This window comes from Limnobacter sp., assembly GCF_043511195.1.
GTDB lineage: Bacteria > Pseudomonadota > Gammaproteobacteria > Burkholderiales > Burkholderiaceae_B > Limnobacter.
This window is the reverse complement of sequence record NZ_CP121330.1, coordinates 1,299,767-1,324,453: the sequence shown is the minus strand read 5'-3', so window position 1 is coordinate 1,324,453 and position 24,687 is coordinate 1,299,767. Positions and strand designations below refer to the sequence as shown.

Sequence of the window (24,687 nt, the reverse complement as noted above, 5' to 3'; positions counted from 1 at the left end):
TTCCTCCGGCAATTGGTGAAATTCAGGTTCTATTGGTATAAAACTGCGCCAGGGCTACGGTAGTGTGGCCAGCCTTCTTTCCCTTGGCTTTGGCCATGTCCTGTGGGCTGCCCTGTGCCACAAGCTGCCCACCGCCGATACCCGCTTCCGGGCCCATGTCGATTACCCAATCCGCTTGTGCAATCAAATCCAGGTCGTGTTCAATCACCACCACGGTGTGGCCTGCATCTACCAAACGGTGCAACACAGCGATCAGCTTTTCCACATCGTTCATGTGCAAACCAACCGTGGGCTCATCCAGCACATACAAAGTGGGTGGGCTCATTTGCACACCCGCCTTGTTTTCGCGCACCTTCACCAGTTCGGTTACCAGTTTGATACGCTGTGCCTCGCCGCCACTCAAGGTTGGGCTGGGTTGGCCGATGGTCAGGTAACCCAAACCCACATCGTTCAACAAATTCAGCGCCTGCGCTATGGCCGGGTGGGCCTCAAAGAATGGAGCGGCTTCTGAACAACTCATGTTCAAAATTTCAGCAGCGGTTTTGTCGCGCCAGGTTACCTGCAATGTTTCAGGGTTGAAGCGTTTGCCGCGGCAGGCTTCGCACACCACTTTCACATCAGGCAGGAAGTTCATTTCAATGGTTTGCATGCCTTGGCCATCGCACACCGGGCAGCGGCCTGGCCCGGCATTGAAACTGAAGCGGTTGGCTGCAAAGCCACGCATGCGGGCCTCAATGGTGTCGGCCAGCACATTGCGTATGCGGTTCCAGAAACCGATGTACGTGGCTGGGCAACTGCGCGGTGTTTTACCAATCGGGGTTTGGTCTACTTCCAGCACACGCGCCACTTGTTCAGCGCCTTCAATCGATTCACAAGCAAACCAGTTGTGAACAGGCTTGCCTTTCTTGTTTTGATTCAACACATATTGGCGCATATTGGCCAGCAGAATATCGCGGGCCAAAGTGGATTTGCCACTGCCGGAAACACCGGTAATGGCTACCAAACGGCCCAGTGGAATGTCCACATTCAAGCCGGTGATGTTGTGAAGTTTCGCGCCCTTGATTTTTAGCCGTGCAGTGTCTTGATCAACGGGTCGCTTCGGGTTTGCAAGATGCGGAATCGGGCTTTTCAAATAGCGCCCTGTCAGCGAATTCTTATCGGCAGTCACTTCAGCCACGGTGCCCTGGGAAATAATTTCACCACCCAGCTTGCCTGCGCCGGGGCCAATGTCCACCAAGCGGTCTGCACGGTTCATGGTGTCAATGTCGTGTTCAACAATGACCAAAGTATTGCCCTTGGCGCGCAGTTCTTCTAGCGCGTCCAGCAGGCGGTGATTGTCACGGGTGTGCAGGCCAATGGTGGGTTCATCCAGCACGTAACACACACCGCGCAGGTTGGTACCCAGTTGCGAAGCCAAACGAATGCGCTGCGCCTCGCCGCCACTCAAGGTGGGTGCACTGCGGTTCAGGTGCAGGTAATCCAGCCCAACCTGTTTCAGAAACTTCAAACGACCCGCCATTTCAATCCGAATGTCTTTCGCAATTGCGGTTTCACGTTCGTCCAGCTCAAGTTGATCCACCCACTTCAAGGCATCGCTTACGGTTTGGTCGGCCAATTCGGCAATATTGCTGTTCTTGAATTTCACGGCCAATGCGGTGGGGTTTAGGCGTTGGCCATTGCATGAGCCACACACCATGCTTTCGCGAAGGTAAGTTCCCTCATCATTCTCCTCCGCACTTTTGTCTTGTTCGGAAAGCCACTTGCCTTCTTCGCCGGTGGTTTCCGCATCGAAGCCTTCCACTTCCTCGCCCACCCCAAAGCAGCTGGCACACCAACCGTGTTTACTGTTGTAGCTGAACAGTCGTGGGTCCAGTTCCGGGAAGCTGCGTGCGCAACTGGGGCAAGCACGTTTGGTGGAATAAAAACGGATGGACAGGGAATCACCTTTCTTGCCGGGTGCCTCCACCATCACCGTGCCTTTGCCGTATTCAAGGGCAAGTGCCAACACCTCACGCAATTCTTTCTCGCCCTTGGCTTGAATGCTCAAGATTTTTACTGGCAATTCAATGTGGTGTTCCTGATAACGGGCCAGCTTGGGCCATGGGTTGGTGGGCACATATTCCCCGTCCACCCGCAGGCGCTCATAGCCGCGATCAACTGCCCATTTTGCAATTTCGTTGTAAATACCCTTGCGCCCCTGCACCAGCGGTGCAAGCAAAGTAATTTCCTGCCCTTTGTAGTGCTGCATGATTTGCGCCAACATGCTGTCCATGCTTTGCGGGGCAATGGGCACTTCGCAAGTGGGGCAATGCTGAATACCCAGCTTCACAAACATAAGGCGCAGGAAGTGATACACCTCGGTTACTGTAGCCACCGTACTTTTTCGACCGCCACGGCTGGTGCGCTGCTCAATGGCCACTGTGGGTGGAATACCAAAAATAGCATCTACATCGGGCTTGGCAGCAGGTTGCACAAACTGGCGCGCGTAAGCATTCAAACTTTCAAGGTAACGGCGCTGACCTTCAGAAAACAAAATGTCGAAAGCCAGTGTGGACTTTCCGCTGCCCGAAGGCCCGGTGATCACAGTCATCTTTTCGCGTGGAATGGTCAGGCTGACATTCTTCAGGTTATGCTCGCGCGCATGCAGAATTTCAATGCCGTCGGTCTGCCCGCGCCTGCTGACTGCTGCGTTCAAACCATACAGTGCCGCTGCTTCAGCCACCAAATGATCGTTACTGCCTTTATTCAAGTCAGCTGCATGCAGCAAATTTGTTTGCGCAAGGTACTGCTTGATTGCAATACCCGTGTGGCTAACCTTGTTTTTTGCAAGTTGCTCTGGCGTGCCTTGGGCCACCAGTTCACCACCGTATTCACCCGCTTCGGGGCCCAGGTCAATCAGCCAGTCGGCTGCACAAATTACGTCCAGGTTGTGCTCCACAATCAGCACGCTGTGCCCGGCTTCTTGTAACAAACGCAGTGAACGCATCAACTTGGCCACGCCATCAAAATGCAGGCCCGTGGTGGGTTCATCAAACACAAACAAGTCGCCGCGCTTGGCCACTTTCTGGCCACTTGCGGTAGGTTTCAAATTGGCCAGAAAACCAGCCAGTTTCAGGCGTTGTGCTTCACCACCACTGAGGGTGGGCACAGGTTGGCCAAGGCGTAAATAATTCAAACCCACTTGGGCAAGGGGTTGCAACGCCTTCATCAAGGCAGCGTCTTTGTCGAACAAATCCAGTGCTTGGTCTACCGTTAATTCCAGCACTTGCGCCATGTTCAACACCTGGCCTTTGCGCTCCAGTGTTACTTCCAGCGCTTCCGGGCGATAGCGTGTGCCATTGCATTCACCGCAACGCAAATACACATCGCTGAGAAACTGCATTTCAACGTGTTCAAAGCCATTGCCACCGCACATGGGGCAGCGGCCATCGCCACTGTTGAAACTGAAAAAACCCGGCTTGTAATCGCGTTCTACTGCAATTTTTGTTTTGGAAAACAGTTTGCGCAGTTCATCAAATGCGCCCACATAACTGGCCGGGTTGCTTCGCGTGGTTTTGCCAATCGGGCTTTGATCCACAAAGGCCAGTTGCGCAATGTGCTCAACACCGTCCAAAGAATCAAACTCACCGGGTGCTTCAGTGGGCTCGCCCTTGATTTTTTTAATCGCAGGAACCAGCACGTCTTGCACCAAAGTGCTTTTGCCTGAACCAGACACACCCGTGAGCACCACCAGCCTGTTCAATGGCAATTTGAAATCAATGTTCTGCAGATTGTTGGCGCGCACACCGGTCAGCACAATGTGTTCTTTCGAGTCGCCGAGCGGCTTGATTTTGTCCACCACTTTCAGCTCGCCTTTCAGGTAGCGCGCTGTGAGCGAGTTTGATTTATCGATTGTTGCAGGCGCACCATCAAACACAATGTTGCCCCCCGCCTCGCCGGGGCCGGGGCCAATGTCCACCAGCCGGTCAGCCTGATTCATCAACTGCGGGTCGTGTTCAACAACAACCAAAGTATTGCCCGCGTCTTTCAAGCGCTGCATGGCTTGGGCCACGCGTGCAATGTCGCGGGGGTGCAGGCCAACCGAGGGCTCATCCAGCACAAACAAGGTGTTCACCAATGAACTGCCCAGCGCAGTGGTCAAGTTGATTCGCTGTACTTCACCGCCACTGAGCGTTCTGCTTTGCCGGTCCAAAGTTAAATAACCCAAACCCACTTGAATCAAGAAGCCCAAGCGCGTGCGAATTTCTTGCAACACCAAATCGCTGGCTTCGTCCAACGCGCCGGGCAGTTGCAGGTTTTTAAACAGCTGCGCCACTTTCAGCAGCGGCATTTGCATGATTTCATGAATGCTGTACTTTGCTGTTTCGCTGGGCAATTTCCACAACAGGGAATCGGGTTTTAAACGTGCGCCATTGCAATCGCCGCAGGGTGTGTAACTGCGGTATTTGGAAAGCATGACCCGCACGTGCATTTTGTAGGTGCGGCTTTCAAGCCATTCAAAATAACGGGCCACGCCATAGAACAAGTGGCCGTCCCAATTGCCGTCAAAATTTGCATCACCTTCTATTACCCACGACTTGTGTTCTTCGGGCAGGTGCTTGTAGGCAATGTCCGTGGCTAGGCCGCGCTTCTTGGCGAACTTCACCAAATCTTTCTGGCAGCTTTTGAAGCTTTCCGTGGTCCAGGGTTTTACGGCGCCCTCTTCCAGCGATTTGTTTTCATCGGGGATCACCAAGCCGTAATCAATACCAATCACCCTTCCAAATCCACGGCAGGTGTCGCAGGCTCCCAGGGGGGTGTTGAAGCTGAAATGGCTGGGCAGTGGGCTTGAATAATCCAGATCGCAGGTGGCGCAATGCAGGCCTTCGGAATAGCGCCAAGGCTCCTGTTCCGCACCGTCTTCTTCATGCAGGGTAAACACATTCACCTTGCCCTTGCCCCGGTGCAAAGCACTTGCCACAGCGTCGCTAAAACGGCTTTCCTCAACCCCAGCCACACGGAAGCGGTCTTGCACCACATCCAGCAGTTTTTCCACCACGCTGCGGCCTTTTTTAATCGGCGTTTCACGGTGAATTCGGGTGTAGCCCTGCGCGCTTAAAAAGTCTTCAATTTCCTGGTTTGTGAATTTTGCAGGCACACGCACCGGGAAGGTAACCACTAGGCGCGGGTCGTTTTGGGCAGCCGCTTTGTCCAGTATCGATTGCTTGATGGTGGCCACGGTGTCTTCACGCACCCACTGGCCACACTGGCGGCAATGCAGGTGAGCGGCGCGGGCATAAATCAACTTCAGGTGGTCGTTGATTTCAGTCATCGTGCCCACGGTGCTGCGGGAGGTGCGCACGGGGTTGGCCTGATCAATTGCAATGGCAGGCAGCACGCCTTCAATGCTGTCTACATCGGGTTTGTCCATGCGGTCCAGAAACTGACGCGCGTAAGGCGAGAAGGTTTCAACGTAGCGGCGCTGACCCTCGGCGTACAGGGTGTCGAACACCAGCGAACTTTTACCGCTACCCGACACACCGGTGAACACTGTGATTTCACCAGTTTTAATGTCGATGTCGACATTTTTCAGGTTGTGCTGGCGGGCACCCTTGATGCGAATTACGTTACCTAGGTATTGAGAATTTTGATCTTTTTTTGATTTGCTAGTCATGGGGTGCCTGCAGGTAAACCAGTTGCTACATGACTTTGATTGTACTGGGGGAGGCGCACCTTGATCTGCTTGCCCACCACCAAGCTTCGATTACCTTTAGAAAAAATCCCGCTCGGGGTTTTAAACCCGGCGGGATTATTTGTTCTTAACCAACAGTTGTCGGCAGCTAAACCCTGATATCAGGCAACCTGAGCCAACCTGCGTTTGCGCACACCTTGGGCCAATGTCTCCAGCACTTGCAGGCTGTCGTCCCAGCCAATGCAACCATCGGTAATACTTTGACCATAGGTCAATGGCTTGCCGGGTTCCAGATCCTGGCGGCCTTCCACCAGGTGGCTTTCAACCATGACACCCATAATGCGTGCGTCGCCCGCAGCCAATTGCTCGGCGATGTTTTCACACACGCCAACCTGGTTTTTGGGCACTTTGCTGCTGTTACCATGGCTTGCATCGATCATGATGCGGGCAGCCAGGCCTGCTTTGCCGATGTCTGCAGAGGCGGCTTCAACAGAAGCTGCGTCGTAGTTGGGGCCTTTGCCCCCACGCAGAATGATGTGGCAGTCTTCGTTGCCAGAGGTACTGACAATTGCACTTCGACCTTCTTTGGTGACACTCAGGAAGTGGTGTGGGTGCTGCGCAGCCTTGATCGCATCCACGGCAATTTTCACATTGCCGTCGGTACCGTTCTTGAAACCGACCGGGCAGCTAAGGCCAGAAGACAACTCACGGTGAATTTGACTTTCAGTGGTGCGGGCGCCAATGGCACCCCAACTGACCAAATCAGCAATGTACTGGGGAGTGATCATGTCGAGAAACTCGGTACCCGCTGGCAAACCAAGGCCGTTGATGTTCAACAGCACTTCACGGGCCATGCGCAACCCTTTGTTGATCTCGAAGCTACCGTCCAGATTGGGATCGTTGATCAGCCCTTTCCAGCCCACAGTGGTGCGTGGCTTCTCGAAATACACGCGCATCACAATTTCCAGGTCTTCCGCGTATTTTTCGCGATACACCTTCAGCTTGTTGGCATATTCCATGGCGGCTTTCACATCGTGAATTGAGCATGGGCCCATCACCACGATCAAGCGATCGTCGCCACCATGCAAAATTTTGTGCATGGCATTGCGAGAACCCGCCACTGTGTCTGCAATGGCAGGGGAAATTGGCACTTCTGCGATCAAGGCCGCAGGGGTGGTCAGTTCTTTAATTTCTTTGATTCTCAAGTCGTCTGTTACCGTGTTCATGCCAATTCTCCTGAATGCTGGCGCGCTTTTTGTTCAAAGTGTCGGTTCAAAAAAAAACCGCCAGGGGTTTAGGGCCTGGCGGTTTTGGGATTCATTTGAACTATGTGTTTTTACGCACAACCCTCTTCCGCCGCTTGCCCGTACCAGGCAAAGAAGCCAAAAAAAGCATAAAAAGAGTGCGCGAAAATCGTGTTCATCTTTTAAATGTAATCAATTCATGGCCGCTGTGCAAGCGCGCTGAACGGAATTCTAGCAAGTCACAGGTGGATGTGGTTGGCATCCCACTGAAAAATCAAGGAATTTCATTACTGCGTACCGCCCATGACCAAGCCGTCGATGCGCAAGGTGGGCTGACCAACGCCCACGGGTACACTTTGACCTTCTTTGCCACAGGTACCCACGCCGTCGTCAAGCGCCATGTCATTACCAACCATGCTGATTTTCGTGAGCGAGTCGGGGCCATTGCCGATCAGGGTCGCACCCTTAAGCGGATAGGTGATTTTGCCGTTTTCAATTTTGTAGGCCAGCGAAGCCGAGAACACAAATTTGCCGCTGGTAATGTCTACCTGGCCACCGCCAAAGTTCACGGCATACACACCATCTTTGACACTGGCAATAATTTCCTCAGGGGTTTTATCGCCGTTCAGCATGTAGGTGTTGGTCATGCGGGGCATGGGCAAATGAGCAAAACTTTCGCGGCGACCATTGCCAGTCACTGGCATTTTCATCAGGCGCGCATTGGTAATGTCTTGAATGTAGCCCTTCAAAATACCGTCTTCAATCAAGGTTGTGCACTGGGTTTTGTTGCCTTCATCGTCGATATTCAGCGAACCACGGCGGCTGGCCAGGGTGCCATCGTCCACAATGGTGACGCCTTTGGCCGCCACACGCTGACCGATCATGCCGGAGAATGCGCTGCTGCCCTTGCGGTTGAAATCGCCTTCCAGGCCGTGACCAATCGCTTCATGCAGCAAAATGCCGGGCCAGCCAGAACCCAGCACCACGGTTTGGGTACCCGCCGGGGCAGGGCGAGCCTCCAGATTGATCAAAGCCTGATCAACCGCGGTGTGCGCATGGTGCATTAAAAATGCGTCGTTGAAATGGCCAAAGTCATAACGACCACCTGCGCCCGACGATCCGGTCTCGCGACGACCTTTTTGCTCAACCACCACGCTCACATTCACACGCACCAAGGGGCGTACATCCGCGGCCAGAACACCGTCGCTTCGGGCGACCAGCACCACATCGTACGCACCCACAATATTGGCCATGACCTGCTTTACGCGTTTGTCGCGTTTGCGGGCGAATTGTTCAAGGCGCTTGAGCAGGTCCACTTTTTCAGTGGAGGTTAGCGTTGGAATGGGGTTCAAGGGGCTGTACAGCGCCCTGCTTTCAGCACCCGCAAAACCTTTGCCTGTTTTCAGGTTGCGGTTGGCGGTTTTTCCCAGGCTTGCAATTTCACGCACCGATTTGGCAGCTGCCAAAATGGGTTTGAATGCAATGTCGTCAGAATAGGCAAAAGCAGTTTTGTCGCCGCTCACGGCACGCACGCCCACACCTTGTTCAATGTTGTAGCTGCCCGATTTCACAATGCCTTCGTCGAGCGACCAGCCTTCGATGCAGCCGTACTGGAAGTACAAATCGGCGAAATCTACCTTGTGTGAGAAAATTTCACCAAAGGCCTTTTGAATGTGGCCCTCATCGATACCGTAGGGGGTCCACAACAGACTTTGAGCGGTGGCCAGGTTGGAAATGGCGGGGTCTACTACTTTCATTTTGAATCCTTTAAAGCACGCGGTGCGTAAGCGCGGGCAAGCTGTTTCGCACATCAACTATCTTAGCAGGGTCGAGCTGACCCAGCACAACCCCCTCGCCTTCTTCCAGCACATTCTCAACCTCGCCCCACGGGTTCACCAACATGGAATGGCCCCAGGTGCGGCGTCCGTTCTCGTGCAGACCACCTTGGCCACACGCCAGCACATAACACTGGTTTTCAATGGCGCGGGCACGCATGAGCACCTCCCAGTGCGCCCGGCCGGTGGTGTAGGTGAATGCAGCGGGCATCACGATTAGGTCAACTTTGCCCATGGCGCGGTAAAGCTCGGGAAATCGCAGGTCGTAACACACTGAAAGACCGATTTTGAAGCCATCCACATCCGCCACCACTGGCGTGTTCCCCGGCAGCAACACACGGGCCTCATCGTAACTTTCCTGCCCTTTGGTGAAGCAAAAAAGGTGAATTTTGTCGTAGCGTGCTGTGCATTCGCCCTGCGGGTTGAACACCAGGCTGGTGTTGTACACACGGCCATCCACCGGGCTGGAAATTGGCAAGGTGCCCGCCACAATGTGCAAATTTCGAACTGCGGCCTGATCAGCCAGGAACTGCTGAATGGGGCCACTGCCGAAGGGCTCGGCGATCGCGAGCTTGTCCGTGTCTTTGTGACCCATCAGGCAAAAATACTCAGGCAACAACACCATGCGTGCGCCCTGCTTTGCCGCCTGCCCGATCAGGCGTTGCGCAATATCCAGATTGCGCTCAAGGTCGGGGGTGGCAATCATTTGCAGGCTGGCAACCATCATGGGCTTGCTCATGCTAATTCCTTGTGTTGGAGTCATTGGTGGGCGGCGTTACAGGGTCGCCCTTTCGAACCCGTTCAATGACCGGGGCCACCCATGGGCCGCTTACTTTGTACTGAAACGAGAAAATCTTTGACAGTGGGTCTTTCAGTACAAAATCGGCAATCAATGACGCAATACCCACCGCGGGGTTGGCCGCGATCACGGAATAAATCAGCGAACCACCCGTTGGATTCAGATCAGGCAACACAACCACATTCAGGTTTTGGGTTTCACTTTCAAGGTCCAGCTTGCCGTCCATCAACACGGTGGCGCTGGGCCCGGTCATTTTGAAGTTCTGGGTGCTGGCAATGCCCTCTTTCAGGGTCACATCAGCTTCCATGGTGTCGTACGCAAAACCTTCTGAAAACACGTCTTTGAAATCAAGTGCAAAACGGCGCGGGATACTTTGCAGTGAAAGCACGCCCAGCAATTTGGCAACACCGGGATCCGCCTTCAAAAATTGCCCTTTGCTGCTTTTCAGCTTGAATTGACCGCTCAAACTGCCGTAATCAATGTTCGTGGGGGCATCATCCCAGCGCAATCGCCCAACCAGCGTACCCTCACCACCTTGAAAAACCCCAGCCATGCCAAGTCGGGTTAACAACCCACCCGCATTTTTCACGGTTTGGTCAACGTCAATGTCGGTGCGCTGATTCTTCAGGTTTTCGCCATACTGCCAAACCCCTTTTGCCCGAATAATCGATTCGGGGTTTTCTATGCGGAGTTCTTCCAGCTTCCATTCTTTTGGGCGTTGCCCCAGCACTGCACGCGCCTGTTCCTCACGGCTTTGATTCACCGCGATCAATTTAAGGCTACCCAAAACCAGGTCATTCAAACTGAAATTGTCCACCTGCACATCCAGGGCTGGGATACTGGAAGCCGGTTCTTCGACCAAATCACGGATACCGCTGTCCAGCGTTTTCGGAATAACCAGGGTTTTAAATCTCGCCAACACAGCGCCATCCGGGCGTTGTTTGTCTGAAATCCAGGAAAGATAACCATCGACACCTTTGGCCTTCACATCAAACTGCCATCGCTTTTCAACAGTGCGCGCGGCCACTGACACGCCTTCGAATGATTTGCTGCCCACATTCAAACGCTCTGTGCGAATTCCAACTTTCAGTTTCACATTGGTTTCGGTGGTGGGGTCACCCATCAGTTCGCCCATCAAGCCCGTGTTGCCAGATGCCGAGGTGATGTCGTTGAAAATGGTGCGCCACGTGTCCAAATCAATGGTCGGCACCCGAATATCGCCCTGTATGCCAGCAGCGGGAGCAGCCAAAGGCGCGCCGATCGCAAACTGCAAGGAATCAATACCAGCTTGACCACCGTCATCAAGAACTGCGGCACGCAGCTGTGCCAGTGGCTTGGTATCCAGACCCAAATCAACTTGCCAACGTTCGCCCTGCGCAGTGGCGGTTTGGTTCAGCTTGAATGGCAAGCGGGCATCTGCCTTTTTGGCAAAAGGCGCTGGCAACTTCACTTCCAACCCCTGCAACTGACTGTTGACATCAACTGCCACACCATTGTCGCGTGTTGCCACCACCACCGTATACGGTGCACTACCGGCCAAATAAGGTTCGCTCAACGGGTTCAAATATTGGGCAAGTCCCTTGGCACGCGCTGTGCCATTGGCCCTGATTTCCATTCGTCCGCTTGCGTCGGTGGTGCCTTTGACCACAACCGGGCCACCCAAGGCCTGGCCTTGAAGTTGATCGATGAACAAACCCTTGTTGGAAAACTGGATGAGCCCATCCACATTGCTGACCACCGGCATACCCCGCACCACACGTATGGAGTTGCCCTTCAGTTGCAAATCTCCTTTCACCTGGGTTTTCTCGGGAGCTGCAATCGGAATGGACAGGCGCAAATCAAGATTGGCATTGCCCTCAACCTGGGCATTAATCAGCGCTTCGTTCAGAATTTCCCGAACCGGGCTTTGATTCACAAAAGCCACCATTTTGCTCAATTCGCCCTGACCTTGTCCCTTGATTTCCAGCAGTGGTTCCCAGGCATCCAGGTTGTCAATGCTGGCTTGAACAGCTTTCAGACTTACCCCTGAAGTTTCAGCAATATCAGCCTGAATCAACATGCGCTTGCCAATGAAGGTGGCCTTGCCGTCCACCTTTTGAATGCCTGGCCAACCCGGGGCATAGGTCAGCTCACCATTTTCGAAAGGCACTTCGATCTTGAACACACCGGGGTGCTTGGGATCTGCAAAGGGAAAGTCGCTTAATCGGCCAGACAGTTCAAACTGACCATTCTTTGCCATGCCAGCTTTCAAATTCTCGGTCAGCCATTCCCGTGCACTGGCCCCAATCACCAAGGGGAGATAATTGGCCACCCGCTCAATATTGGCCATGGGCAGGGTGCCCTTGATGTCAATGACGTCCGATTCATTCCGGCGAAATTGGTAACTGCCTTCAACTTGCGCCTGCAAATCAGAGTTGCTGACCGTCAGTTGCTCCACTGAAAACTCTGCCGGCTGATTGGCGGTGAACACATCTCGCCAAGCGCCCCGGCCTTCAATGGCGTCGAAAGCGAGTGTTTCTGCTGCAAATATTTCAGGCAATGAAATCTCAGAATTACTGCCCCCCAAGGTCCATTCTCCCTTGGAGTCACTGCCTTTGAATGTGCCGCTGAGGTTTTTAAAACCGGTGATTCTGCCATTTGATTTTGGCGACGTGTCGCGATACAGCACAGTGAGTTTGCTGAAATCAACATCGGACTTGAACGACACGGATTCCTCATGAGGCTTGTCCCCTGCGGTTCTCCAATCCAAAGCCACCCGGTTGATCATTCCGGCCACTTCAAAAGACTTCAGGGTTTCAAGCCGCTGAAGTTGACCCAAGTGCGGGCCCAATTCCAGCACCACAGCCTGCGCCTGGGCCGCGTCCAGCTGTTGAATTTGTATGCCCCAGTCAACCCCGTCGGCGCTGGCTTGCTTCTTGAGCGACAGGTCGGTGGGGCCGAACTGCTTTTGACCGGCGATCTGCCCCTTCAATTGTCGAATCGAAATGGCATTCGGTTCAAACAATGCATGTTGACCCTGAACTTCAATCAGCGCGCTGGTGTTGGTCATGTCAAAAGGCGCAGCATCCACCTCGGGATTGGAAAAACGCAATTTACCCACCCGCGCATCCAGCAGTGAGCGTTGCACCAAACCATCCTCAAAATCAATCCACAATCTTCCCTGTGGCTGGGTTAAGTCCACATCCAGGCCAAAAGTTTTGAATACCGACTCCAGCGGTTCCGTTTGGTCCACCAGCGTATTGAGATAAAAGCTGCCTTTCCATTTGCTCACATCGCCCAACTGGCGTTCAAGCAAGGGCGTTTTAAAGTTCAAACGGGCATTGACCGGTGTTTGGGCCAACACAGGCAGCTTGAAAGTAAGGCCAGCCTGGTGGCGACTTATACCATTCTCGATGAGCAGCTCAGTCTCGATGGCTTGCGCCTGGGGAAACTGTCCCATGGCGTCTGTCCAGTTCAAAACGCCATTTGTCAGCAACACGCGTTGTTGTGCCAGCAACCAGTCCAGGCCAGGGTTACCTTCAGTTCCGTCGTCCAGCATGGGAATGCCGGCCACCTCAAAAATGCCTTGGGAATTGCGCACCACACTAAGTTCTGGCGACTGTACTTCCAGGTTTTTCAAGCGGGGGTTGAATGCAAGAATACTGGGCAACGACCAGGTTAACTGCACTTGTTCGGCAGTAAACCCGGGGGCACCACTGGCTTGGGGCAAACGAACGTTTTGAACCACCAGCAAGGGGCCAAAGCCTCGCCAACTGGCTTGTATCTCGCCAATTTCAATTGGGGTGCCGGTTTGGTTTTGTAAAAACTGCTGAATCTCGGGGCGGTAACGATCCACTTCAGGCAACACCAACCACTTAACTGCCAGCAAAGCCATGCACAGGGGGGTATACACCGCAATTAACACCCAAAACAACACCGCCCCTGCACGCCGAAGCGTGGGGTTGCCCGTGACTTGTCGCACCAGTGCCTGATTTGTTCCTTCCTGCAAGAAATACCGCCCCGATAATCGTCAACACCTGTAGTACGCTATTGTAGAACCAAGCTTCCCTTTATAACGACACGCATGAACGACCCACTGGATTTCTATCATCGGGTTTGGCCCACTCACTCTGAATACGCCAAGCGCTGGTTGAATCGCTTCCCGGAATGGGACAGCACTGAGCAGGATGAAAACCATCTTTTAAACTGCGTTGAAACCTGGCTGGAAAAAGCACGCGAGTTAAACGATGAAAAGGCCTTGATGGCCGAACTTCGATTGGTTCGACAGCGCAGCATGATTGAAATCATGCGCCGCGACCTGCAAGGCAAGGTCGACCTGTTCGAAGTAACCGAGGCCCTGTCGTTTCTGGCCGATGCCGCAGTGCAAATTGCACTGAAATTCAGCCACAAATTGCAAGCGGATCGTTTTGGCGAACCCGCCGATGGCGACTGCATGATGGTGGTGGGCATGGGCAAGCTGGGCGGGCTTGAGCTGAATGCGTCCAGCGACATTGACCTGATTTTTCTGTACAACCAGGACGGGGAAACACTGGGCGGACCCACCGGGAAAACACAGTCGCACGCCGAATTTTTTACACAAGTGGGCAAACGGGTTATCAAGATTATTTCAGAGGTGACCGACGAAGGGTTCGTGTTCCGCGTGGACATGCGCCTGCGCCCCTACGGCGATTCGGGCCCACTGGTGGTAAGCCAGGACATGCTGGAAGAATATTTTGTGGTGCAGGGGCGTGAATGGGAACGCTATGCCTGGATCAAGGCCCGCGTGGTGAACTGGGCCGTCGACCCAGAGCAAGACGCAGCCTTTCAGCAAAACCTGGACAACCTGAACAATATTGTTCGGCCTTTTGTGTTTCGGAAATACTTGGACTTCGGTTCAATACGTGCTTTGCGCGCCTTGCATGTTCAAATCCGCAACGAGGTGAACAAGCGCGAAAGCCAGCACCCAGGCTCGGTACACGTGAAACTCGGGCGTGGCGGCATTCGTGAAATCGAGTTCACTGCGCAGGCTTTCCAGCTAATTCGCGGTGGCCGAGAACCCAAGCTGCAGCTGCGGCGCACAGTCGATGTGCTGGAAGTGTGCGTGGAGTTGGGGCTGATTACCAAAGAAGACCACGACAAAATGGTGGCCGCTTACCGCTTTTTGCGCAACCTGGAGCATCGCCTGCAATATGTAGACGACGCCCAAACCCACCGCCTGCCCGCCAGCCCCACCGAGGTGCTGCGCATTGCAAGATCCATGGGGTTTCAAGATCCGGGCAATTTCATGAAGGCTTTGAACCGCCACATGAATTACGTGGCCAGCCATTTTGACGTGGTGTTTGGCGACAAGCAGGAAGACGAAGAAACACCCAGTCTTGAACTGCCATGGGCTGACACACTCACCCAGGGATTCACCAACCCGCAAGCGGCGCAAGACCGCTACCAACACCTGATTGAATCAAGCCGATACCAGGCTTTGCCCAGCGCACACCGGGAGCGAGTTGACCGCCTGATGCCCACATTACTGGCCGCCGCGGGAGCCTCTTCCGCGCCAGACTCCTGCTGGCGTTACTGCTGCGACTTGATCGAAACCGTGTCGCGCCGGGGAGCTTACTTAAGCCTTCTGGATGAATACCCGATTGCCCGCATGCGGGTAAGCCGCATGCTTGCCGCAAGCCCATGGGCTGCCAATTTTTTAATCAAGCACCCCTTGCTGCTCGATGAATTGCTGGACAGCCGAACCTTGTTGACGCCCCCCGATTTTGCCCAATGGAAACAGCAATTGCGTGAACTGCTGGACCAAGCCAAGTTGCCCGACGGGCAGCCCGATCTTGAACGGCAAATGGACCTGATTCGTGAACAACACCATGCCCAACTATTCAGGGTACTGACACAAGACCTTGAAAACCTGCTGACAGTGGAGCATGTCTCGGACCTGTTGTCTGAACTGGCCGATTGCACGCTTGAAATCATTCTGGAACGAGCCTGGGATCAGCTTCCCAAAAGGCACCGGGCACAACCGCGTTTTGCAGTGGTGGCTTATGGCAAACACGGCGGCAAGGAGTTGGGGTATTCCTCTGACCTTGACCTTATTTTTCTGTTCGAAGACGATGACGACCGTGCGCCCGATTTGTATGCCCAATTGGCCAAACGCATGAACCGCTGGCTGACCACCCAAACCGCCGCAGGCACTTTGTTTGAAACTGATTTTCGCTTGCGCCCCAATGGCGAGGCGGGTTTGCTCGTGAGCAGTGTGGAATCGTTTGAAGACTACCAGCGCCGTGAAGGTGGCGTGGGTGCTTGGTTTTGGGAACACCAGGCCTTGACCCGAGCGCGTTTCTGCGTGGGCGATGCTGAAATAGGTAAAAAGTTTGAAACGCTGCGGGAAGAAATTTTACAACTGCCCCGCGACTGGAATGATGTGAAAAAAGAAGTGATCACCATGCGCAAAAAAATGCTGGAGGGACACCCCAACAACAGTGAACTGTTTGATGTGAAACACGATTTGGGTGGCATGGTGGACGTGGAGTTTATGGTGCAGGCTTTGGTGCTGGGCTATGCGAACAAGCACCCGGAACTGACAAAAAACAAGGGCAATATTGCGCTGCTGAAGAAGGCAGGAGAACTTGGTTTGTTGCCCGCAGATTTGGCCAACTATGTGGCCGATGCTTACCGGCAGTTGCGCGCAAAGCAACACGCCTTGCGCCTGGCCGGGCACGACAAATCGAGAACCAGCGACCCTGCACTGATGATGATGCGCAAACCCATTCGAACGCTTTGGGAAACCTTGCTTAACTGAAACGCCAGGCTTTTACTTGGGCACAGTAACCTGGTACATGCGCTTTTGCAGCGTACCGGTTTTGCGTGCCAGAAACGGTGAGTTTCTGCGTTTGTCAAAATAGCGTGGCGCTGGCAACATGCCCGCCATGCGGGCTGCTTGATAACTGCTTAATTGAGCGGCACTGACACCATAATGGTGTTTCGCACCGGCTTCTGCACCGTAAACACCGTTGCCCCATTCCACCACGTTCAAATACACCTCGAGTATTCGACGTTTGTCCCACAAAGCCTCAATCATCAATGCAATGACCAACTCCTGCCCCTTGCGAATGTAGCTGCGCTTGCTGGTTAAAAACAGGTTTTTCGCCAACTGCTGGGTAATGGTTGAGCCGCCATGCGTTACCCTGCCCCGCCGCTCGTTGCGCTTGATTGCCAATTGAATGGCTTCCATTTCAACGCCCTTGTGTGTCATGAAGCCACTGTCCTCGGCTGCAATCACGGCACGTTTCAGGTTCAGGGAAATTTTGTCGTAGGGTACCCACTCGTGTTTCAACTGAAAACCTGGTTCGGTCTTGCGTATTTCAGCCAAACGGGTTTGCATGAAACTGGTGCTGCTGGGGTTCACATGCGTCCACACGGCAATTTGTGCAAGGTACCAAAGTTGAAGCAATACCAGCGCACAAAAGCCCCAGAAAAATATCCGCCACATCCACGCCAAAGGATTCAGGCTGAACTTGCGCTTGCTACCGCCTTTGGAAGATTTTCTGCGAGCCATGGTCATTGTTGTTTTGCTTTTGCAAGCAAGGCTTGCCGAACTTTGGTCAAAGTTTCCAGTGCATCGGGCGACTGCCCGGTCCACACCTCAAAGGCCAACTGTGCCTGAAAAACCAGCATGCCCAAACCGTCGCTACAGGCCAAATCCTGGTGGTGCAGGGAGCGAATAAACGGTGTGGGTTTTGCAGCGTACATCATGTCGTACACCAACACCGCCCGCGCATACCAATCCGCATGAAGAACGGGAATATCGCCTTTCAGGCTGCTTGACGAGGCATTCACGATAAGCACCGGAGCGCCCGGTATTTCAAAATGCGAGGGCGGCGTGTCCAGCGCCCCACCTGCTGCAGGCAAATCAATTGCTTCGGCACGTTCTGCCAACTCACGCGCTTTGGACACTGTGCGGTTAAGCACAGTCAGGTGTTGAATGCCAGCCGCTTGAAAGGCAGCCACGCAACCGCTGGCTGCACCGCCAGCACCAACCATCAACACCTGACACTGATCCAGACGCAATCCGAGTGTTTTGAGTTGTCGTGCCAAGTCCCGGCACAAGCCGCCACCATCGGTGTTGTCAGCCAGCACAGTACCGTCAGCATTGAATTTCAGCGTGTTGACAGCCTGTGCAAACATCGCCGCCGTGCTCAGTGTATTGGGCAACTCGCTGGCGATTGAAAAAGCATCAAGCTTGAAAGGCACGGTGACATTTGCGCCCTTCACACCGGCTGCTTGAAGTGCAGCCACGGTTTGCCTGAATCCATTCAGCGGCGCAAGCACGCGCTCATATTGCAATGGCAAACCAAGCTGTGCGGCAAAATCGGCATGAATGAAAGGCGACATGCTGTGTGCAATCGGATTTCCGATCACCACGTAGCGGTCTGCTTGACGACTCAACGCATTCAACAAAGAATCTCCATGGCTTAATACTCAGTGCTGATGGTGTCACGGCTGAACACCCAGGTGCGGGTAATCGCCAAAATATCTGCTTTCTTTCTCATTTCCGAAGGGAAAGGTGGAAATGGCGTGGACATTCTCAGAATTCGCAAGGCGGCACGATCAAGCACAGCAGACCCCGAAGAACGGTCCACTTCCACATCTTCAAGCGTACCATCCGCACGCACATAGGCGGTTAGCCTCAGCTTGCCGTAAATGCGCCCTTTGAGCTCATCGGGATAATTTTGATTGCCCACTTGCTCCACCTTGGCACGCCACGCTTCTTCGTAAATGGCAAAGGCATAGGGCGAGGTGCGCGGCGAGAAAAAATGTTTTCTGGGCCGCTCGTTGTAGCTTTTGATGTTGTCGGCAATTTGCGCCTGCAACCTTTTGATTTCAAGTGCACGTTGGCTTTTTGGGTCGTTGCCAGGGCGTGTGTCCAGCACTTCGTTTTGCGGTGTGGTGCGCAATTCTGCACCCGCCAAATTGCGCTGCAAAGCCTCCAGCTCTTTCAAGCGATCCTGGCTGGCAATCAACTCGCGCTGGTTGACTTTGTCTTCGGCTTGACCGGGCAAAGTGGTCGCCCTGCCCTTGTCAGCCTGCCCACCACCATCAAGCGCCACCTGCGCCAGCACCTTTGCGTCGTTGGGCGTTTTCTGCGATTGCGCATTCACCAGAATCACTTCCAGCGGACGACTGAATGCGGTGTCTGCCTGCGGTTTTGAAAAGTGCACCAGCAACAACAAAGCATGAAGGAGCACCGACAACACCAGTGCCTTCTTCAAGTTAATGTCGCCGAGAGGTGCACGCAGGGTATTCACGCCTGGGGGCTTCCCGCTGCACTGGCACCCTCGGATTCCCCGGCTTCGATGACATCGACTGGCGCTTCTGGCATTTCGGGTGTTTCTGCACCCTCCTCTTCTTCCTCATCGTCCAGCAAACGAGTGGGCGTGCCTTTCTTCAATGCCAAAAGCTTGCATGAAACTGTCAGGGTCAGTTCGTCCACCTGATCCAGTTCAACCTCCACCTGCACACCACGACCCGGCGAAGTGACACCCACCAGACGAACAAACAGGGGAATGTCGTCCAGACGGACCAGTTCGTCTTTTACCACCACACCATCAAACTGCTTGCGCCCTTTTTGCTGAATCCAGCGCAAGCACCAGTAGCGTTCCATGTTTTGCTGAAATTCGGCATAGGCTTTGTAGGTGACATCGAAGCTGTTCACCGCAGAAAGCAATTCAGCGTCGGTTGCGGTGTAAACGGGCGGGTCTTGGCGCAGCAGTGAAATCAATTGCTGCTGGTTCACCAAATCCACATACCTGCGCAAGGGCGAAGTACTCCATGCGTACTGGGGCACACCCAAACCCACATGCGGCGCTGCATGGGTAGACATGCGCACACGGCCCATGGGTGGTTGCACCCTGTAAATGCCGGTGACCTTGCATTCATCAAGCATGCCGCCCCACTCACGGTTTACATAGATCATCCACTCCGCGACCAACAAATCAAGTGGCGCATCCCGGCGGCGAGGCTGAATTTCAACCGTGCCGTCGTCACTCACATAAAAATTGAAATCAATGCGCGTGTGTTTCTCAGGCTGGCCGCGAACAATTTCACGTTCCATTCGCAACACACACGAACTTTTCCACAACATTTTCAACGCTGGAAAAAACTCCCCCACCGCGTCAAGTTCATTCAACTCAGGGTCTTCCAGAACTTCTTTGGACAAGGCTGCGTCCAGGTGATTGTGGCGCAGGTTTGCAGCCATGGGCACTTGTTCAATGGCGCTGTAGGGCTCACTGATCAGCTCGCCAGTTTCAGTGCTCACTTCAACGTAAATACTGACCGACGGTACAGTGCGACCTTCGGCCAGCGTGGCCAATTCCACAACCTGATCAGGTAGCATGGTGATTTTATCGCCCGGGGCATACACGGTCGATAGGCGCTCACGGGCCACGCGGTCGTAAGGGCTTCCGCGAGAAATCAGCAGCGCAGGTGCGGCAATGTGCACGCCAATGCGCGCACGTTTTTCATCCAGCCAAACCACGCTAAAGGCATCGTCAATTTCCGTGGTTGAAATGTCATCCACGGAAAAAGCACGCACATTGGCGACAGGCAGGTCTGCCAAATCGGCGGGCATTTCCGGCGGTGGCAAATCAATTTCTGGCCCTTTGGGAAAGTAAATGGCGGCAAAGCGGGCTCGCATCATGTCGTGCACTGATTTGAATGCGCCGCACTCAATCAGCAACACATCGGGCGATCGACCCGCCTCGGTACACGCCAACATCAACGCTTTGTATTCAGCGCTGTTTTTATCAGGACGAACCAGCAAGGTTGCAGCTTGTTTGGCAAAGCCATCGGGCAATTCGCGACGCACCAAGGCATCTGCCCACGCCTGCTGTTGCTCGGCGGCCAGGCGTTTTTTCTCGAGGCCTGCCAATGCGGCCTGCAAAATTTCGGGCGGGGCGGCACGGTACATGCCCTTGCCTTTGCGGTGAAAGTGAATAGGTGCCGCGTGCAAGGCCGCCAACGTGGCCGCTTGTTGCACCACGGTCGGTTTTTCACCGAAATACTCCAGGGCCATTGCCATGAAATCAAACTCACCTTCAGGCGAACATTCCCACAAAAACTCGGTGTCCACCTCTTTGGCCAAAGCCTCTACCTGCGCGTGGAATTCTGCACATTCCAGCGCATCAAATTTCAGCATCACACTGTTGGATTTCACCTTGGTGCGCTTGCCATGCAAGGTTTCCACCTGATAGGCATTGCCCTGCTCTTGAAGCACTCGGCCCACTTTAAAGGCTCCGGCCTCTTCGTAATACAAATTCATCAACAGTCCTAAAGATAGTATTCAAGTTGGGGCAGGAAAACCTCCATGACCCACAACGGTGTTCGATTCGGTTTGCGCGAAAAGCGCGCACAACGGGCATACCACACACGGCCGGAACCATGCCGGTTCATTTCGACTTTCATGGCTGGGGTCAGCAGCCGCTGCACCCACGGCTGCCGCAAAGGCAACCGCGCAAAAAAAAGTTCACCACGTTTAACCTGTGGGTCGGAAAACAGCACCGTGCCCAATGAACGGGTGCCCAAACCCCGCCAAAAATGCCAGTCGTTCACAGGGCCATCGGTTTCAACCAGTGTTTGCGCCAACACCACAGGCGCATTGTCCACATGCAGGCGAACCAGCCGTTGCCGCATCATTTGGCCCGTTACACTGCGTCCCCTTGAGCCCGGCCCGTGTTTAATCAACACCTTGCCCTGCACAACAGGCTCTACTTTAAACCCCTTGTTCAGGCGCACCAAACGCTGGGTGAGCGAACCTGGGGTGCTCGCCCAGTTTCGGGCCCACACCGGCCAGCTTGGCGGGCAATGCCTTGTCCAAGCACCAACACCGCTCATGGCAAACCCACGGCCAATTTCACAAAGGGCAAAATTTCATCGAAATCGCTCAAGGCATGGTCAGAACCCAACAAGTGCAATTGGTGCGCTCCACGGTAACGCGCCAGCATGGTGTCACAGTTCAGCACCTCGTCGTCGCGGGCTGCGACCAAAAAGTAACGCTGCGGATCGGTCAGCCTGGTTTGCTCCATGGCTTTTAAATCGCCCAGGTAAGCGGGTACAAACTCAATTTCTTCGTCTGAAAAATAAACTTTCTTTTTACCAATTTGATCTTGCAAATCGTCATAGGGTTTGATGGCCGGGTTCAGCAAAACAACAGAGGCCTGGGTGTGCAATTCGGCCAGCACCGTGGCGTAATAGCCCCCCAGTGAGCTACCAATGAAGGTCAGCGACAAATGGGGCTGGCTTTGCAAGCGGGCATCCAGGTGCTGCTCAATCAAGGCCAACGCCTGCGCAGGCGACGCGGGCAGATCTGGCACCCACAAATGACTACTCAAACCCGCTTGGTCGAAGGCATCGATCATTTTTTGTGCCTTCACTGACTTGGACGACGAGCGACACCCGTGCAGAGACACCACCAGATCGGCCACCCCACCCGTGCGCGCAAAGTCACCGGGACTGCTGAAAACGAAAGGCGTCAAGCCCGTACTCCCAAGGCCAAGGCGTCGATCAACTTTTGGTGAATACCACCAAAAGAACCATTGCTCATGGCAACCACCCAATCACCGGGCTGTGCTTGCGCCACGACATGATCAATGACCTCGCTCAACTCATCGCTGGTGAAAAGGCGCGAGCCCAAACTGCCCAGGGTGTCGCGCACATTCCACTGAATGCCCGCGGTGTAGCACACCACAAATTTCGCTTCGTCGAAAGAAGCTGGCAAAGCCTGTGCAAGGGTTCCCATTTTCATGGTGTTGGACCGCGGTTCAAACAAGGCAATCAGGCGGCCCACAGGTTTGCCTTCCGCTGCAGCAATTTCTGCCATTCGAGCTTTCGCGCCTTCCAGCGTGGTAGCGATGGCCGTGGGGTGGTGTGCAAAATCGTCGTACACCTTCACGCCCGCTGCTTCACCGCGCAATTCCATGCGGCGCTTCACGCCGGGAAATTCACTCAAGGCCTTGCAGGCATCAGCGACCTTCACACCCATGGCATGGGCAGCAGCGATCACCGCCAGTGCATTGTTCACATTGTGCAAACCTGACCAGCCCCATTCCACAAGGCCCTTCAGTTCGCCATTTTTTAGCACCTCAAATTTAGAGGCACCTAAAACCCTGGCTTGCCACGGCGCGTCAGCCCCCTCTGCGGAAAAACGCTCCACGGGAGTCCAGCAACCGCGTTTCAACACGCGCTCGAGCGATTCTGTGTTGGCCGGGCACACCACCCGCCCCTCAGAAGGCACAGTGCGCACCAAATGGTGAAATTGAGTTTCGATCGCAGCCAGATCGGGGAAGATATCAGCATGATCGAACTCCAGGTTGTTCAGCACGGCCACCACGGGCCGGTAGTGAACAAATTTCGAACGCTTGTCGAAAAACGCGGTGTCGTATTCGTCGGCTTCAATCACAAAGCAGTCGCCCTGCCCCAAGGTCGCGGACACACCAAAACCGCCGGGTACGCCGCCAATCAAAAAACCCGGGTTCAAACCAGCCTGTTGCAACACCCAGGCCAACATGGAACTGGTGCTGGTTTTGCCATGTGTACCCGCCACGGCCAACACCTTTCGGCCGCGCAAAATATGCTCGCCAATCCACTGGGGACCACTGGTGTAGGGCAAGCCTGTGTTCAAAATGGCTTCCATCAACGGATTACCGCGCGACACCACATTGCCCACCACCCACAAATCGGGCTTGATGGCCAGTTGCTCCACACCAAAACCTTCGGTCAACTCGATCCCCGCCTGGGTAAGCTGAGTGCTCATGGGTGGATATACATTGGCATCGCAGCCCGTTACGGTGTGGCCCAAGGCCTTGGCCAACTGGGCAACACCGCCCATGAAGGTGCCACAAATCCCGAGGATGTGGATGTGCATTCTTTCTTCCTTTCAGAACAAGCCCATATTGTAGTGCCTGTGAATTTGGATACACTGCCGGTATGGAAGAATTCTTCGCCCCGCAAGACGAACTTCGCATTGAAATTGCGATGACTGCAGCCCGACTGATCGCCGAGGAGGGCCTCGACTACCCCACCGCACGCAATCAGGCGATCAAAGCCCTGCTTGGAAAACAAAGGGTTCCCCGCGAACGCCTTCCCTCAGATCAAGACATTCAAGACGAACTACGCGCCTACCAGGCCCTGTTTCAAGCCGACAGCCAGCCTGGCGAACTGAACGAATTGCGCGAAGTTGCCCTCCAATTCATGCAAGGTATTCAGCAATTCGAGCCCATTGTGTATGGCGCAGCGGTGAACGGCACAGGCAGCGCCCATTCGGATGTGCACATTATTGCGTTTGCCGACGATGAAAAAGAAGTGGACTATTGGTTGTTAAACCAGAACATCAACTTCGACGCCTGTGAAGATGCCTTGCTGGCTGGCAAGTCCTTCCCCGCTGTGGCTTTTCGCTGGAAACAGCGCTGGTTCCAGCTGGGCGTGGCCAGCCCAATCCAGCGCCGCGGCTTGCTGAACAGGCAAGCACCCGACGACACCCCTTTTCAAACCGACATTGCGGGCTTGACCCGCCTGATAGAAGCACCATGAAAAACAAACTAATCCCGATTGTGACCGCAGTTCTCGCCCTGGCCATTGGCCTGTATTTTGGTCTGAAGCCACAAAACGGTCCCGACTACCCACTGACTGGCTACACATTTGACACCCCACAGGGCGGCTCACTCGACCTGGGCGCCTTGAAAGGCAAGGTTGTGGTGCTTAACTTCTGGGCGACCTGGTGCCCACCCTGCGTGGAAGAAATGCCCGAACTTGACGAGTTGTACCCACAACTGCAGGCGCAGAATATCGAGTTGATTGGTATTGCAATCGATTCCCCCTCTAACGTCGATCAATTTCTCCAAAAAACCCCAGTAAATTACCCGATCGTGCTTGCAGGGATGGCAGGCACAGAATTGGGGAAAGCACTTGGCAATCAACAAGGAGGATTACCATTTACCGTCATTTTGGACGAAAATGGTAATAAAATACTCACAGAAGCCGGCAGGATACAGATGAGTACTATCACTAACGCACTGCAACGCTAAAATCGGGTATGCTCACGCAACGCCAAATCTGGGCGAACCATGAAGCAAGGTTCACCAATGCCCGCCACGGTGGAAAATAATT

The 24,687-nt window shown here is 54.1% G+C and carries 15 protein-coding genes; 3 read left to right on the top strand and 12 right to left on the bottom strand.

What is annotated here, in order from left to right:
- Positions 1–22: 22 nt before the first annotated feature.
- The 5 genes from uvrA to P0D43_RS06355 all read right to left on the bottom strand — a co-directional run bounded on the left by uvrA (position 23) and on the right by P0D43_RS06355 (position 13,537).
- Positions 23–5,653: an excinuclease ABC subunit UvrA gene (gene uvrA, locus P0D43_RS06375; protein ID WP_394673539.1), complete on the bottom strand. Its 5,631-nt coding sequence runs from the start codon at positions 5,651–5,653 to the stop codon at positions 23–25.
- 179 nt (positions 5,654–5,832) lie between these two features.
- Positions 5,833–6,897: a 3-deoxy-7-phosphoheptulonate synthase AroG gene (gene aroG / locus P0D43_RS06370; protein WP_394673538.1), complete on the bottom strand. Its 1,065-nt coding sequence runs from the start codon at positions 6,895–6,897 to the stop codon at positions 5,833–5,835.
- Between the two features lie 305 nt (positions 6,898–7,202).
- A complete protein-coding gene (tldD, locus tag P0D43_RS06365) occupies positions 7,203–8,672 on the bottom strand; it encodes a metalloprotease TldD (protein ID WP_341236527.1) in 1,470 nt (489 codons plus the stop codon).
- A gap of 10 nt (positions 8,673–8,682) precedes the next feature.
- A complete protein-coding gene (locus P0D43_RS06360; protein ID WP_371717406.1) occupies positions 8,683–9,489 on the bottom strand; it encodes a carbon-nitrogen hydrolase family protein in 807 nt (268 codons plus the stop codon).
- 1 nt (position 9,490) lies between these two features.
- On the bottom strand, positions 9,491–13,537 hold the full coding sequence (locus P0D43_RS06355; RefSeq protein WP_394673537.1) for a YhdP family protein: 4,047 nt from the start codon (positions 13,535–13,537) through the stop codon (positions 9,491–9,493).
- Positions 13,538–13,612: 75 nt separating this feature from the next.
- Between P0D43_RS06355 and glnE the strand changes: the two genes are divergently transcribed.
- Positions 13,613–16,327, top strand: coding sequence for a bifunctional [glutamate--ammonia ligase]-adenylyl-L-tyrosine phosphorylase/[glutamate--ammonia-ligase] adenylyltransferase (glnE, locus tag P0D43_RS06350; protein WP_394673536.1), 2,715 nt, complete (start codon positions 13,613–13,615; stop codon positions 16,325–16,327).
- Positions 16,328–16,339: 12 nt separating this feature from the next.
- On the opposite strand, the gene mtgA is transcribed toward glnE, so the two are convergent.
- Genes mtgA through mpl form a run of 7 tightly spaced genes read right to left on the bottom strand, consistent with a single transcriptional unit; the run spans position 16,340 to position 23,446 of the window.
- Positions 16,340–17,089, bottom strand: coding sequence for a monofunctional biosynthetic peptidoglycan transglycosylase (mtgA, locus tag P0D43_RS06345; RefSeq protein WP_394673535.1), 750 nt, complete (start codon positions 17,087–17,089; stop codon positions 16,340–16,342).
- The gene (gene aroE / locus P0D43_RS06340; RefSeq protein ID WP_394673534.1) at positions 17,086–17,982 is read right to left on the bottom strand and encodes a shikimate dehydrogenase; all 897 of its coding nucleotides are present in this window, start codon (positions 17,980–17,982) and stop codon (positions 17,086–17,088) included. Before aroE ends, mtgA begins: the two co-directional genes overlap by 4 nt.
- Before the next feature lie 17 nt (positions 17,983–17,999).
- Entirely contained in the window at positions 18,000–18,833 is an 834-nt protein-coding gene (locus P0D43_RS06335; RefSeq protein ID WP_159572669.1) for an energy transducer TonB, read from the bottom strand.
- Positions 18,830–20,845: a ribonuclease catalytic domain-containing protein gene (locus P0D43_RS06330; RefSeq protein WP_394673533.1), complete on the bottom strand. Its 2,016-nt coding sequence runs from the start codon at positions 20,843–20,845 to the stop codon at positions 18,830–18,832. The genes P0D43_RS06335 and P0D43_RS06330 overlap by 4 nt, the downstream gene beginning before the upstream one ends.
- A gap of 8 nt (positions 20,846–20,853) precedes the next feature.
- Positions 20,854–21,417: a chorismate lyase gene (locus P0D43_RS06325; RefSeq protein WP_159572665.1), complete on the bottom strand. Its 564-nt coding sequence runs from the start codon at positions 21,415–21,417 to the stop codon at positions 20,854–20,856.
- Positions 21,414–22,058, bottom strand: coding sequence for a YqiA/YcfP family alpha/beta fold hydrolase (locus tag P0D43_RS06320; protein ID WP_394673532.1), 645 nt, complete (start codon positions 22,056–22,058; stop codon positions 21,414–21,416). The genes P0D43_RS06325 and P0D43_RS06320 overlap by 4 nt, the downstream gene beginning before the upstream one ends.
- Positions 22,055–23,446: a UDP-N-acetylmuramate:L-alanyl-gamma-D-glutamyl-meso-diaminopimelate ligase gene (gene mpl / locus P0D43_RS06315; RefSeq protein WP_159572663.1), complete on the bottom strand. Its 1,392-nt coding sequence runs from the start codon at positions 23,444–23,446 to the stop codon at positions 22,055–22,057. Before mpl ends, P0D43_RS06320 begins: the two co-directional genes overlap by 4 nt.
- Positions 23,447–23,508: 62 nt before the next feature.
- Between mpl and P0D43_RS06310 the strand changes: the two genes are divergently transcribed.
- Positions 23,509–24,111 carry a hypothetical protein gene (locus P0D43_RS06310; protein ID WP_159572661.1) on the top strand — a complete coding sequence of 201 codons (603 nt, stop codon included), beginning with the start codon at positions 23,509–23,511 and terminating at the stop codon, positions 24,109–24,111.
- Positions 24,108–24,605, top strand: coding sequence for a TlpA disulfide reductase family protein (locus P0D43_RS06305; protein ID WP_159572659.1), 498 nt, complete (start codon positions 24,108–24,110; stop codon positions 24,603–24,605). Before P0D43_RS06310 ends, P0D43_RS06305 begins: the two co-directional genes overlap by 4 nt.
- Positions 24,606–24,687: the final 82 nt, after the last annotated feature.